General features: G+C 36.2%; 14 protein-coding genes. 3 read left to right on the forward strand and 11 right to left on the reverse strand.

The window, feature by feature from the left end; all coding sequences use genetic code 11:
• Positions 1 to 172 precede the first annotated feature (172 nt).
• The 3 genes from HGD76_RS03910 to HGD76_RS03920 all read left to right on the forward strand — a co-directional run bounded on the left by HGD76_RS03910 (position 173) and on the right by HGD76_RS03920 (position 1606).
• Positions 173 to 346: a hypothetical protein gene (locus HGD76_RS03910; RefSeq protein ID WP_233467033.1), complete on the forward strand. Its 174-nt coding sequence runs from the start codon at positions 173 to 175 to the stop codon at positions 344 to 346.
• A complete protein-coding gene (locus tag HGD76_RS03915; RefSeq protein ID WP_041457489.1) occupies positions 347 to 577 on the forward strand; it encodes a hypothetical protein in 231 nt (76 codons plus the stop codon).
• Positions 578 to 763: 186 nt separating this feature from the next.
• Complete coding sequence (locus tag HGD76_RS03920) at positions 764 to 1606, forward strand: HAD-IIB family hydrolase (protein WP_168695023.1); 843 nt, start codon at positions 764 to 766, stop codon at positions 1604 to 1606.
• Between the two features lie 134 nt (positions 1607 to 1740).
• Here the strand turns inward: HGD76_RS03920 and HGD76_RS03925 are convergent, their stop codons facing one another.
• The 11 genes from HGD76_RS03925 to HGD76_RS03975 form a co-directional block, all read right to left on the reverse strand.
• A complete protein-coding gene (locus HGD76_RS03925; protein ID WP_015078118.1) occupies positions 1741 to 2496 on the reverse strand; it encodes an SDR family NAD(P)-dependent oxidoreductase in 756 nt (251 codons plus the stop codon).
• Between the two features lie 37 nt (positions 2497 to 2533).
• A complete protein-coding gene (locus HGD76_RS03930) occupies positions 2534 to 3370 on the reverse strand; it encodes a sugar phosphate isomerase/epimerase family protein (protein ID WP_053539650.1) in 837 nt (278 codons plus the stop codon).
• A gap of 108 nt (positions 3371 to 3478) precedes the next feature.
• A complete protein-coding gene (locus HGD76_RS03935; protein WP_015078120.1) occupies positions 3479 to 4600 on the reverse strand; it encodes a DegT/DnrJ/EryC1/StrS family aminotransferase in 1122 nt (373 codons plus the stop codon).
• Between the two features lie 2 nt (positions 4601 to 4602).
• Positions 4603 to 5025: a secondary thiamine-phosphate synthase enzyme YjbQ gene (locus HGD76_RS03940; RefSeq protein WP_015078121.1), complete on the reverse strand. Its 423-nt coding sequence runs from the start codon at positions 5023 to 5025 to the stop codon at positions 4603 to 4605.
• 2 nt (positions 5026 to 5027) lie between these two features.
• A complete protein-coding gene (locus HGD76_RS03945; protein WP_168695024.1) occupies positions 5028 to 6035 on the reverse strand; it encodes an SDR family oxidoreductase in 1008 nt (335 codons plus the stop codon).
• 69 nt (positions 6036 to 6104) lie between these two features.
• A complete protein-coding gene (locus tag HGD76_RS03950; RefSeq protein WP_168695025.1) occupies positions 6105 to 7397 on the reverse strand; it encodes a glycosyltransferase family 61 protein in 1293 nt (430 codons plus the stop codon).
• Positions 7398 to 7507: 110 nt separating this feature from the next.
• Complete coding sequence (gmhB, locus tag HGD76_RS03955) at positions 7508 to 8044, reverse strand: D-glycero-beta-D-manno-heptose 1,7-bisphosphate 7-phosphatase (protein ID WP_015078124.1); 537 nt, start codon at positions 8042 to 8044, stop codon at positions 7508 to 7510.
• A gap of 94 nt (positions 8045 to 8138) precedes the next feature.
• The gene (locus HGD76_RS03960; protein WP_053539647.1) at positions 8139 to 10043 is read right to left on the reverse strand and encodes a thiamine pyrophosphate-binding protein; all 1905 of its coding nucleotides are present in this window, start codon (positions 10041 to 10043) and stop codon (positions 8139 to 8141) included.
• 284 nt (positions 10044 to 10327) lie between these two features.
• Positions 10328 to 11071, reverse strand: coding sequence for an HAD-IIB family hydrolase (locus tag HGD76_RS03965; protein WP_015078126.1), 744 nt, complete (start codon positions 11069 to 11071; stop codon positions 10328 to 10330).
• A gap of 7 nt (positions 11072 to 11078) precedes the next feature.
• Positions 11079 to 12542: a glycoside hydrolase family 13 protein gene (locus tag HGD76_RS03970; RefSeq protein WP_168695026.1), complete on the reverse strand. Its 1464-nt coding sequence runs from the start codon at positions 12540 to 12542 to the stop codon at positions 11079 to 11081.
• Between the two features lie 42 nt (positions 12543 to 12584).
• Positions 12585 to 13304 (reverse strand): glycosyltransferase domain-containing protein, encoded by a 720-nt coding sequence (locus HGD76_RS03975; protein WP_027401732.1) that lies wholly within the window; start codon positions 13302 to 13304, stop codon positions 12585 to 12587.
• Between the last annotated feature and the right edge of the window lie 189 nt (positions 13305 to 13493).

Genomic DNA, 13493 nt, shown 5'->3' on the forward strand with positions numbered 1-13493 from the left:
AAGAAATTATTTGGACAGTTGAGTTTTTGACAACTATATTTTATTTATGCCAAATTATCAATGTATTTCTCGACAAAGTCAGCAGATTCAGCAACCATTTGTCTGTATTGAGAATATCAGTGATGGAATTAGATAATAGCAGTATACTATAGATAAACCAAGGGGGTGATTGATGATGGCATTACGGAGAGCAACTTTCCGACTATATCCAAATAAACAAGTCAGTGAAATGTTGTCCTACCACCGCCAACTTCACAAAGATTTGGACAACGCTGCTGTATCCAACCGCATTACTTCATCTAAAAAGTTTGGTAAATCTGTTTCTTACTTTGAGCAACAGAACTAAATGGGTCAGAAACAGGTAAAACCATCTCAAACTTGTCCAAAATGTGGGCATCAAGAAAAGAAGAGTTTAGCCGCAAGAACCCATGTTTGCCCAGGACTATTTCATTCTTATTTAACCCGCCTCCGAATGAATTCTGATAGCTTGCGTGGCGAAGCCATGTCTAATAGCAAAAGTCGTCTCAAGACGACTAAAGGAAAGTTTATAGTGAATGTGGGCTATAATAGGATGTAAAATATAAAGTCTTTTCGCCCGAATCTCACAAAAAATAAAATAATATGTATAGGAATAATATTTGAGTCCTGAAATTATTTGCGTAGGTAGGTAAGATGCAAAAGGCATGAGGTAAAAGGATTCTAGGCGATTCAGGTGTACCGGGTGTTTTTCAAAAATCAAATATGAGTCCTATATAAGCATTATATGAAATATTACAAACATAATATAAAACTGTTACCTTTTGTCCCAGAACCAAAATACGTTGTTTTTACAGATTTTGATGAAACTTATCTTGCTCATCAAAATAGAGAAGATTATAAAAATGATCTCAAAGAACTTGAGGAGTATTTATTAAATGAAACATATCAGAAACAAATCTTTTTTGGTTGGGTTACTGGTAGTAGTTTAACTTCAGTTTTTGATAAAATAAATAAATGTGGTTTGACATTATTACCTCATTTTATTGCTAGTAGTTTAGGGACTGAACTAATCTACTTCAATCAAAACCAATACGCTGAAAAAGATAAAATATGGGAAAACAATCTCATGAAAACTGGATTCTCTGAGAATTTAGTTAATAACTTAGTTAGTTTTTTAAAATTAGATAATATACATTTGACACCACAACCTCAAATAGCAGATTGTCCTTTTTTAAAGAATTACTATTACCATCAACAAAATGATCTAATTGATAATCAGGCAATTTTGAAGATAAAAGAGTTAGTGAAAAAAGCTGGTATTCAAGTAAATATTAGTCAAGCAAATCCTTTATCTGGAGATCCAAACAATTGCTATGATGTTGATTTTATCCCATCAGGGACAGGTAAAAAACATATAGTTAATTTTATTTTACAGCAGACAAATGTAAGCTATCAAAACTCCATAGCTTTTGGTGAAAGTGGTAATGATATTGAAATGCTGCAAACTGTTAGACATGGTTATTTAGTTGGAAATGCAACCAGCGAAGCTAGGAAATTACATTTTCAAATAGCAGAAAATGAATATGCTAAAGGAATATTATCTGTATTAAAAACACTTATTAAATAATCAAGAGTCATGAGTCAGAATGTTTGATATATTACATCCCACATTCCGCAATTATGAAACGCCATATTTTTGGTATTTTTTGTGTAATCCTGAAAAAGCTGAATTGTTTATAACTCAATCAGTCTTAATCATATTTACATAAGAGTAAAGCCACCGTTAATACATAAATATTGCCCTGTAACAAATCTGGACTCATGACTGGCGAAATAAAGCACTGCTTCAGTAATATCCTGTGGAGTACCCCATTGCTGCATAGGAATTCTGACTTGGTAAGCGTCTTTTTTTTCTTGAGGAACGTTTTCATGGCGTTCTACGGGTATCCAACCGGGAGCAACTGCATTAACTGTAATACCAAAAGGCGCTAATTCGGTGGCCATGCTGCGTGTAAATCCCAGTTGTCCATTTTTGGCAGTAACGTAAGCACTGAAGTTATTAACTGAGCGGAAACAAACGTCACTACTAATATTAATAATTCGTCCCCATTGTTTTTGTTTCATGGAGGGTAAACAAATACGAGTTAATAAGTAGGGACTTTTGATAAAAAAATCCAGCATGGTTTGGAAATCTTGCCAGGTGTATTCCTCAAAGGGGATCTGGGGTTGGTTTCCTGTGGCATTTAACACCAAAATATCTACTGCACCCAGTTGAGAGGCGATCGCTTCATAAATTGCTGCTACATCTTCTTCTTGGGTAACATCCCCACGAACCAAAATAGCTTGACAACCTTGTTGTTCAAGTTCAGCTAAAGCCTGTTTAGCCCGTGATTCGTTATTGCTGTAATTGATTGCTACCTTAGCACCTGCTTGTCCCAATTTGAGAGCGATCGCTTTCCCTAAACCAGCGGAACTTCCTGTAACTAAGGCCACATGACCATCTAAAGAAAATGACATTTAATTGCTAACCCCTGATGAAAATAATGAAATAAACTTAGACAACGGCAAATTTTTGTAATACTTGAGACAAGTTATTTAAACTCTCTTTCGTTCCCTGCTCAACATCTGATGTTTCTTCATATTCAACCACCCAATATCCCTGATAACCTGCATTTAATAGTTCTTTAATAATCGGTTCCCAGACAATTTCTCCCTCTCCAAAAGCACAGAATTGAGGACTACCATTAACCCATTGCACATCTTTCCAATGACTATAATTTACCCAAGGAAGAATATAGCGGAGTGCCATCAAAGGATCAGTTCCCTGATTCAAAAAATTAGCGGGATCATAGTTAATACCAACAGCAGGACTTTTAATACCTTCCATCATTCTGGCCACTCTTTGTCCGGTTGCAGTTGGTCCACCATGATTTTCAATCGTTATTTGAATTCCTCGTTCTTCGGCGTAGTCACCGATTTTATTAAAGGCATAATGCAACAGAGGAAAAACATCTGGGAGAATATAATCATTTCTGTGATCACCAGACAATAATCTGACAAATTTTGCCCCTAATTTTTCAGCACTATCAACAAAACGCTCTACTCTTTTAATTTCTGTTTCTAACTCATTTGCATCTGAGAGTGTAAAATTATTTCTTCCTGCTATACAAATAATATCTACTCCTGCTTCTTTAGCCCAATCAGCAATTTTAGATACTGCTTGATCATCACCATCATGTAAAAGATGTTTGGGTGCTTGGGGATGAGCATTCACTTCTACTGAACGAATGCCTTGGTTAGCTATCCAGTGGAAATATTCAGGTATTTCCACTTCTCTCCAGCCCCAAGCAGCACAGCCAATATTTAGTGAATTAATGTTAGACTTTAGCATATTTTAGATTTTGGATTTTAGAAATGATGTGTATAGCTTAGAGGGTAAGCTGTCGTGCATTCAAAATGCACAACAGCAAGTCAAAAGTGAAGAAAATTTGAGGCTTATTTATTGATAGAATAACTTAATGTTTTCACAAACTTGCTCAAGTTCCTGAACGGTTAGTCCTGGATAAATAGGTAAACTCAGGATGCGGCTTGCTTGCATTTCTGCGACAGGAAAACTCCCTGCTGGATAGCTTAATTCTTTACCTGCTGTAGATAGATGAATTGGCACTGGATAATGAATTGCTGTACCGATACCGCGATCGCTCAAAAATTGACGCAATTGATCACGCCGTTCAGCTTGAATCACAAAGGTGTGGTAAACGCATTTTTCCCACTCTCGTTCCCATGGCATTATGATTTGAGGAATACCCGCAAGTTGACTTTGGTAATAGTGAGCATTTTCTTGACGTTGCTGTGTCCATTCCTGGAGGTAACGCAACTTAACTAACAGAATAGCTGCTTGTAGAGTATCTAAGCGAGAATTATGAGACCACATCACACAGTCATCACGAGTTCGTAAACCAATATTCCGCATAATTTTTAACTGGTCATACAGTTCGGAATCATCCGTTACTATTACTCCTCCATCTCCACAAGCATTTAAGTTTTTCAGGGGGTGTAAACTGAAACAACCCACTATTCCCAAAGAACCTACTCGTTGACCTTGATACTCAGCCAGTACAGATTGGGCGGCATCCTCCACTACAGCTATTCCATTTTCCTGGGCAATATCTAAAATTGGTTTCATGTTACAAGGTCTTCCCGTCAGATGTACAGGGATAATTGCCTTTGTTTTGGGAGTAATAGCTGCGGCGATTTTAGTTGGATCAATATTGTAATCATCGCCCACATCAACGAATACAGGTTTAGCACCAAGTATGCGAATACAGGTAGCTGAAGCCACGAAAGAATTAGGGACAGTAATAACTTCATCACCAGAACGAATACCAAGTGCTTTGAGTGCAAAAATTAAGGCATCTGTCCCAGAATTAACACCAACTGCATAACGAACGCCACACAATTGAGCAAACTGACGCTCAAACTCTGCAACTTGCTCGCCTAAAATAAAGTTGCCATCATCAAGGACTTCACCCATTGCTGCTAGTAACTCAGACTTGATGGCAGCGTGTTGACTTTTAAGATTAACGAAGGGTATTTGATTAATGGTTAATAGTTGTGACATTTTTAATATCCCAATATATTGATAACGACTTCACGGATGTAACCAGATTGACGATGTTCCCAGATATAAATATCTTGTAAACGTCCTAGCTGCAAAAGACCTTGAGCAATCGGAACTTGTTCAGAGGTATGGGTAAGGGCAGAGCGAATATGTGCCGGCATATCATCTAAACCTTGTCCGGCTAAAAGATATTGACCATTTTCGGGAACTAACTTCGCAAAAAAGGTTTCCACGTCGGGTTTGGCATCTTCTTCTTGAATCAATAAACTGGCGGAAGTATGACGGATAAAAAGGTTACAAATTCCTGCTGTAATTCCTGATTCTGTAATGACTGCTTGGACTTGGGGCGTAATTTGACATAGAGATTTACCAGTAGTTTGTACCTTGATTGATTGTTGGTCAAGTCTTATAGATGAGTTGGTCATTTTTATTCCTTTCCTAAATGCTCAAACCACGATTTTGTCTCTTGCTGAATTGTTTCTGGTGTCCAAACTGGAGCATCTCGCCAAAGTTCAATATTGGCTAACATTTCACTTACACCTTGACTTAAAGGTACTTGAGGTTGCCATTTTAAAAGAGTCGTAGCTTTGGCAATATCAGCCCAAGTACAATCAGGTTCTCCTGGACGTTTGGGAATGTGAGTAATTTCTCCTGCTAATAATTTCACCAGTGTTAAAACGCTTTCAGATTTACCAGAACCAATATTAATAATTTCCCCGGTAATATCCGATTCAGCAGCTTTGATAAAGGCTGCTACTACATCACTAACGAAGGTAAAATCTCTCGTTTGCATTCCATCTCCAACAACAGTAAAAGGGGTTTTCGCTAGTTTTTGAGCTAAAAATACGCCAAATACTGCACCATAAGCTCCTGTGGTTCTGGATCTTGGTCCATACACATTAAACAATCGTAAAGAAAGGGCTGGAAGTTGATAAACTTGCGCCCAGTGCATGACTAATTGTTCACCTAAATATTTTGTTAAGCCGTATGGATGTTTAGGATGACAAGGATAGGTTTCTGATGTGGGATATTGATTAGGAATACCATAGCAAGTGGAAGAAGCTGTGTAGATAAATTTTTGGATTTTAGCAGTACGACAAGCTTCTAAAAGGACGAATGTACTATGTAAATTGGCATGATAATATGCTCCTGGATTTTGGATTGAGGGAACTAAATCAGCTAATCCTGCTAAATGAAATACCCAGTCAATATCTGTTAATATGGCTGGGGAAATATCAGCAACATCTTGCTCAATAAATGTAAATGTGGAATAGGTTTGAGCCACTTTTAAATTATCCGTTCTTCCTGTCACCAAATTATCTAAACCAACGACACTATGACCTGATTTGAGGAGGAGATCACACAAGTGGCTACCAATAAAACCAGCAGCACCAGTGACTAAGCAATGTTTAGGAGAATTTAATTTACTGTTCATACAAAATTAATAATCTGTTAGTCAAAATTTAAATTTTCATCAAGCTTTATGATCATCTAATTTACATTATCAAATTCTATTTTTTGTCATTTTATCAACCATTCTACTTAATTCTTCACAATTGACAATGATATCTTCATTCTTTACCTCACAAAACATACAAGCATAATCGAATCCTAATCCTTTAGCAACTGTATAATAGAAATGGCTAATTTTCTGACCAAAAAGTTCAATTAAATTTAAATTTTGGGAGAAAATAATATTTGTTACTCCACCACCATGAGGAGCAATAATAAATTTAGCTTGAGCAAACAATTTTACTTGGTCAGCAAAATCTAAATCTTCTAGAACATAAGGTACAAAATCCATTTTATCGAGAGTATTGCTTACTTCTTCTTCATTCAAAATGCGGCGAGCATTTGCTTTTTTACGAGAAATAAAAATATTGGGACTCAAAACCAGATTTGGATTTGCATAAGTATCTACGTTACTAAGAATACGTTCTCTTACCCAATGACAAGCTTTGATAGAAATACGTCCTCCTTCACGTCTTTTAGAGCAAATAACTAATTCATTAACTTTAGCTCTATATCCATTCCATTGGATATAATTTTCTAGACCATAACCCATCAATTCTAAAGAGCGAATTTTCCAACTAGGAATATCTCTATCAATTATTAAGACTGGGTTTTTACCTGTTTTTTGAGAATAATATTCAAGGAGTTCTAATCTAGTTAAAGCCTCATAAATCCAATGAGCGTATAAATGACTCCAATAATTAACAAATGAACAAGCTAAATCAAAATATTCTATTTTATCTATGGGGGTAATATATTGAGAATTGAAACCTGCCCTCATTGTAGAAATAGTAGTGTGTTCTAAGACATCTACTCTATCTAAAACTGTTTCTAAAATAATATTCTTATCCTCAGTAAAACCAATCCCATAAATTCCCAATAACTCCACGTTTTTAACAACCACAGCAAAAGGATTAGTAAATTCAAAGCTACCTTCTTTTTCTCTAAATGCTGCGGGAATTTCTTGATAACTTATAGCTGGTTCAATTTGAATAATTTCATCATATTTTAACTGATAAAGATTATTCTCTGCTTGACATTGCTGGAGCAAATCTTCTCTGGTAATTAGGTTGGTGTGCAGATAGTTAAATAAAATTGAATAGATTAACCTAAGAATAGGTAATTGTTCATATTCCGCCTCTAATTTAGGAATATTATTCTCCATTTTATCTTTCTCCATATCCTCAGTCATCGTGATGAGATGCTCGTCAATGTATCTCAATAGAATGGGATATATGAGTTTAAATATTAGCAATTCTTGAACATAACGCCAAACTTTATTCATCTGCTTGTAAATCTCTTTGTTTTGTATGGGACAGCAAAATAATTTGCTGGTTTTTTAGTAAAAGTTTAGTAAAATTTAATGAATATTTAATAAACATATTCTCAAATTCATTAAATAAAAAACTTTAGTGCTTCCAGGTTATCCAACCGAGCAGAAACTTGTAATTCTTTAGGAATAAAAATTTCTGGACTGAGTAAATAAAATTTACCGATTCCTGCGGCTTTAGCAGCTTGCATATCCGATATTCTATCACCAATTAGGATTGAGCTTTGCAAGTCTATAGGATATTTCTGACAAGCTTGTTCAATCATTCCTGGTAACGGTTTACGACATCGGCAGTTTTGACGGTAATTAGATATAGTTGATTGGGGATGATGTGGGCAGTAAAACACATCCAGTATTGTTATATCTTGGTTATTAAATTGCTCATACATCCAGACAGTAAGACTTAAAAAATCTTGTTCAGAATAGTAACCACGAGCAATACCTGATTGATTTGTGATCACAATTAGCTTATAACCTAAATCTTGTAGTAGACGACAAGTAGCAAAAATGCCATCATTAAATTCAAACTGCTCACATCTAAAAACATAGTGATGATCAATATTAATTACTCCATCTCGATCAAGAAAAGCCACTTTAATCACTGGTAATTATTCTCCTTTAGATTCAGATCCCCGACTTCTGATATCATCTGATAATTTATGGTGATGATCACAGAAGAATTCGGGGATTTTTTTCTTATTTTAACATTTCCTCAACTTTGTTCATGATGCCAATAGTATCAATACCTTGATGGGGGAGTTGTTCCCAAATTCCGCTACAACCTTCTTGATGAGTTCCCATATAGGCATATTTGGGAGAAAACCCTCTTTCTAGTAACCATGAACCAAAACGGATACCTAAACCTGTACGCCGATTTAAGGATTCAACTACTAAAACAAAGGGTGTTGAACCAATTTTTGCCATGATTTCTTCATCTACTAGATTCAATGTGGATTTATTGATTAAACCGACATTAATTCCCTGTTTTTTCAGGCTTTCTACTACTTCTAAGGCGCGGTAAAGTACCTCTCCAAAGCTAACGATATAGCCGGCTGTTCCTTCTCGTATTACGTCATCTTTTCCAGGAATAAATGTATAACCATCTGCAAATAAAGGTTTACTATTTGTATCCAGAATATCGGGTACTGGGGAACGGCTAGAAAAGAGAAATCTTAACCCTGGTTGATCAAATACAGTTTCCACACAAGCTTTCATTTGATGTCCGTCGGCGGGATAATAGAGACGGGTTTGATAAGCGTCTTCTAAACCGTTATCGGCAAACATATTATTTAACCCAAAATGGCAGGTGTTATCTCCTAATTCATCTATCCCACTATGGGAAAATTGACAAAGAACGTTGGATTTATTAAGCCGTGCCATTGTAATTTCAGAAATACACATTTCCAAAAAGGCACTATAAGTGCTGAAAATGCCTTGTTTTCCTGCTTCCATGCCAAATCCTGCCGCCGCAGAGAAGTTTCCTCTTTCCATGATGCCGCCATGATAGAAAATCTCTGGATAGGCTTGACTAATTTTATTGATACCACAGGATTCTCCTAAATCACTGTCAATACACATTACCTTTTCTCGCCGTTCTGTGGGTGTCATTTGACTGAGAAGAGAGACAACGGTAGCATCAAAAATATGGCGTGTTTTGCTGCTAGAACCCGTAAAAGAGTAGGTATGTGTGAGGGGAATAACTTTTTTGAGGTAATTGACGGCTGATGTATGTCCGCGAGTTTCTAAATAGGCGATCGCTAACTCTGGTGATAGGGCATCATGTCCTAAAGGTGTGCCTTCTACTCCAACAATACCGGGAGTCATAGGACGTTTATTAATTACTGCTACTGGTCCATTAATAGTGACAGCTTGACAGAGACGAGTATATAAATCATCTAAATCTTCCCCTGCTCCAGTTAATACAGTTAATCCATGTCCAGCTAAAGTTTGACCGACGTTATAACCCTTGAGATAATCTGTTGGATATCCGCTACAGGTGGAATTGTTATCATCAATAATTAATTTGATATTGAGATTTTTAGCCACAGCTAAACGGGCGGCTTCGGCATTATTTCCTTCTTGCTGTGAACCATCTGAACCTAAACAGAATACTACTTGATGAGGATGTGCGATCGCTACTCCATTCACATAAGCCCAGAGGTGTCCTAATCTTCCCGAACTAAATTTTACACCAGGAGTGCGTCCTCGTTCTGGATGTGCAAGTAGTAATGAATAGGCTTCTCGATAATGCAGCAGATTTTCTGCATCAAGATCACCCTGTAAAGTTGCCATTAAATATTGTGTAGCAACGCGGTGTCCTGCTTCATCAAAGAAAATTGGCACAAATTTATCTGCTACTCCCCGAAAGAAAGCATCTAAAATCATCACTTCGGGAACTGTATCATAAGCTCCTCCTGTATGACCGCCCACACCTTTGGCTGCTGCTACAGCGGTAAAAAAAACAATAGTATCTCGACAAAGTTGAATATTAGCTTTCAGAATTTCTCTTTGTTCATTAGTCAAAGTTGAATTAGTCGGGTCTAACTTCAAAGACTTGTAAACATCCAAATCAATAGGAAAGCGAAGAGTTGTTAAAGTCATTTTTTTGTTCCTTTTGATTGTTGAAATTATATCTAGGGTAGGCATTGTACAAACAATACCTTGTCCACATTGAAAAAAGCCTTGATTCGTAGATGGGTTGCGCTGTCGTTTAAGCCAACAAAGCATAAAATGGCTAAGGTATTGATATAGGAATCCGGTTTGATTCTTGAATTTTCCTGCGTAGGAGGGCAAGAGGATTCCAGAATATTAAGGTGTACCGAGTTTTGTATGCCTACGCCACGCAAGCCATCAAAAATCAAATAGGAGTCCTATATATTTGACATTTAATCCTTGCCGTAAAATTTCAAACCATCCCAAATACCCATCACACCAGGATAAGGACTATGGTAAACATTATCCATTGTCTGAATTTTATCAACTAAGTTGGGATGAGAATTTCCCACAGCAATTCCCTTTAATCCTGTTTCAAATAGGGATAAATCATTGAGAGTATCTCCACAAGCTATGGTTTCATCTGCATTAAACTTTATTTCCTCCAAAAATTTCAAGAGAGTTGGTCCTTTAGAAACTCCTTTGGGCATGACATCAAAATAAAAATAGATATTATTATAAGATGAGATAATGCAATCAAATCCGGCATTGATTACTTTTTGGATGGTGTTAGGTTGCAATTTTTCAGAATCATAATAGTAAGATACACGATACTTAGGATTGACTGCCTGTAGTTTTAATCCTGGTTCATTTGCTAATAGGGTTTTAATTTTTTCGTTAGCATTATTCCATTGTTTAATTATCCAATATTGTACAGGATAAATTGGCTCAAATGTTTCACCATGTACAATAGTTGTTCCCACATCACCAATGATATAGTCAGGTTTAGGAATATGAGGATTTTCTATTAATAAGTTGCTGATCCAGTCCAGTTCTCTGCCGGTGACATATACTAAAAGTAGGCGATCGCGTTGTTTTTCAATATATTGATAAAATTCAGATTGTTGTTGTTGAGAACCACCTAAAAAAGTGCCGTCTAAATCAGTTGCTAAAAGTAGTGATTGTTGATATTTCATGACTTAATTAACCAATAATTAATCCGCTACGGGGTGGAAGTTTAAAGTTAATAAATTCGGCTTCTTTAGTCCAGTTTTCTTGACTGGAATGATATGTAAATAATGTTTGTTTGAGTTGATTTTGCCATGATGGTTGAATACTCGCCATTGCTATTTCATTACCAGCATTTACCGCAATTAATAAAATTTCTGTTTCTAACCTTCTAGCGAAAATATAAACTTGTCCTTGAGCGTACAAGGTATGATATTCACCTATTCTTAATGCTGGATGAGAAAGACGGAGTTTAATTAATTGACGATGATATTCAAGAATATCTTGATCCCACTGTTTTTTATCAGGAAATCCTTTACGACATTCTGGATCATAACCACCGTTTAAACCGACTTCATCGCCGTAATATATGCAAGGTGCGCCAGGAAAAGTAAATAATAGTAACGTTGCTAAATATAAACTGGGGCGATCACCTCCAGCTACATCAATGAACCTAGCTGTATCATGATTATTAATACCATTAAGTTGAGTTAATTGAATTTCCCACGGATAAAGTTGCAGTAATTGATTAATTTCTTCCCCATATTTAGCCGCATCCGCTGGTGGTGGTGGTGCATATTCAGCAAAATGACCTTTTACCTGGCGATCGCCGACAATAAAGGCAGTGGTAGCATTAAGAAAGGGTAAACTTGACACGCCATCAAATTGTGTGCCATCTAACCACTCAGTTGCATTCATAGGAATTTCTCCCACAATATAGGCTTCAGGATTAATTGCTTTGATTCTTTCCCGAAATTCTTGCCAAAATCCAGGAGTTTTGATGTAATCTGCCGAATCTAAACGCCAACCATCTGCACCACGTTTAATCCAATATTCACCTATACGCATAATATATTCGCGCACTCCTGAATTATTAGTGTTAAATTCGGGTAAAGCACGAAGATCACACCATGAAGCATAATTAGCAGGACGAGAATTATCATAAGGTGAGATAGGCCAACCTGTAATTTTAAACCAATCTAACCAAGGAGAATTTTGTCCATTTTCGAGAATATCATTGAAAAAATAAAAGCCTCTACTAGCATGATTAAAAGTTCCATCTAAGATAAGTTTAATCTTACGATGATGAGCTTCTTTAAGGAGATTGGTAAATGCTTCTTCACCGCCTAATAAGGGATCAATTTGATAATAATCAAGAGTATGATAACGATGATTACTGGCAGATGTAAAAATAGGATTAAGGTAAATTGCATTAATACCTAAATCTTGTAAATAATCTAGTTTTTCAATTATTCCCCAAAGATTTCCGCCTTTATAACCATGAAATGTAGGAGTAGTATTCCAGTCTTCTAAAGGTATATTAAGTAACCACTTTTGTTCAGTGGGAATACTTCGAGAAAAGCGATCAGGAAATATTTGATAAAAAACGGCGTTTTTAACCCAATCAGGTGTATTAATCTTCGTATAGAAACTTGTCATGATCTCTGAAACATTAACCTCATCATTGTTGTTGATTATTCTTTACCGCGATACAACATCACCCAGATCTTCTGCCAACCTGAGCAGAACATTATAATACTTTTTAGAGTATGGTATGTGAATTATTGCAGGATATGTGCCAGTTAATTTGTTTAAGACAAATCCATTGTGTATCTCATACAGTTCTGGTAAAATTTCCCATTCCCCTGCTGTACACCAAAAAATATCACAGCAATAATCTAAGGTTACTGTTTCAGGATTTTCAAAACAGTATTTTCCATACAATCTTTGATCACTACCGTTTTCATGAAAATTCGGATAAGAAAGAATATTATCAATCATCTCACAGACATATTTTTTGTATCCCATGAAAGTCCCTGCGTTCAGATATTTATAATCATAGGGAACTTTAATGCTATCGTAAAAATCTTTGTATTCTTCGTACTGATGAGAGTACCATTTCTCTGCTGCAAATAATATCTTATAACCACCTTGAATAAATTTTTCATATATACTGTTAGCATTCTGTACATACAGAACATCAAAAGCATCAGTAACAAGAACTATTGTGTCATCTTTCACATCCTTTAGTTCCTTCAAAATCAAAGGAAGTCTTAGAGAATTGGCTGACCATTCGAGACCTTCACCTAGCACCTTAACGTCTATATTTTGTTTTTTAGCAGATCTCAAAAAGAGTTGTACCTTAGAAAAAGACACAGAGTTACAACAAGTATAAAATGCGATATTTGGGCTTTTCTTCATTTTGTGACAACCTTACCTCTTACAAAAAAATATTGTGGTTTGCTGATTATAGCTTAGAGGGTGTTTGAAAAGTCTTAATTCATACTAATCCTGGCGACTAGAAGTTGCGGTTCATCTTGCACACAGACAAAACCCACGGAGGTGGGTTTGAAACCCTCGATTTTTCATTAGTCCACGCAGGTGGACTTT

The sequence above is a fragment of the Dolichospermum flos-aquae CCAP 1403/13F genome, assembly GCF_012516395.1.
In the GTDB taxonomy this organism is placed as follows: Bacteria; Cyanobacteriota; Cyanobacteriia; order Cyanobacteriales; family Nostocaceae; genus Dolichospermum; species Dolichospermum lemmermannii.

Excerpts from the sequence above, each read along its gene's own strand:
- HGD76_RS03965 (WP_015078126.1), bottom strand. The coding sequence starts at position 11,071 with ATGAAATATCAACAATCACTACTTTTAGCAACTGATTTAGACGGCACT.
- HGD76_RS03915 (WP_041457489.1), top strand. The coding sequence starts at position 347 with ATGGGTCAGAAACAGGTAAAACCATCTCAAACTTGTCCAAAATGTGGG.
- HGD76_RS03970 (WP_168695026.1), bottom strand. The coding sequence starts at position 12,542 with ATGACAAGTTTCTATACGAAGATTAATACACCTGATTGGGTTAAAAAC.
- HGD76_RS03920 (WP_168695023.1), top strand. The coding sequence starts at position 764 with ATGAAATATTACAAACATAATATAAAACTGTTACCTTTTGTCCCAGAA.
- HGD76_RS03930 (WP_053539650.1), bottom strand. The coding sequence starts at position 3,370 with ATGCTAAAGTCTAACATTAATTCACTAAATATTGGCTGTGCTGCTTGG.
- HGD76_RS03960 (WP_053539647.1), bottom strand. The coding sequence starts at position 10,043 with ATGACTTTAACAACTCTTCGCTTTCCTATTGATTTGGATGTTTACAAG.
- HGD76_RS03975 (WP_027401732.1), bottom strand. The coding sequence starts at position 13,304 with ATGAAGAAAAGCCCAAATATCGCATTTTATACTTGTTGTAACTCTGTG.
- HGD76_RS03935 (WP_015078120.1), bottom strand. The coding sequence starts at position 4,600 with ATGTCACAACTATTAACCATTAATCAAATACCCTTCGTTAATCTTAAA.
- HGD76_RS03950 (WP_168695025.1), bottom strand. The coding sequence starts at position 7,397 with ATGAATAAAGTTTGGCGTTATGTTCAAGAATTGCTAATATTTAAACTC.
- HGD76_RS03925 (WP_015078118.1), bottom strand. The coding sequence starts at position 2,496 with ATGTCATTTTCTTTAGATGGTCATGTGGCCTTAGTTACAGGAAGTTCC.
- HGD76_RS03940 (WP_015078121.1), bottom strand. The coding sequence starts at position 5,025 with ATGACCAACTCATCTATAAGACTTGACCAACAATCAATCAAGGTACAA.
- HGD76_RS03910 (WP_233467033.1), top strand. The coding sequence starts at position 173 with ATGATGGCATTACGGAGAGCAACTTTCCGACTATATCCAAATAAACAA.
- HGD76_RS03945 (WP_168695024.1), bottom strand. The coding sequence starts at position 6,035 with ATGAACAGTAAATTAAATTCTCCTAAACATTGCTTAGTCACTGGTGCT.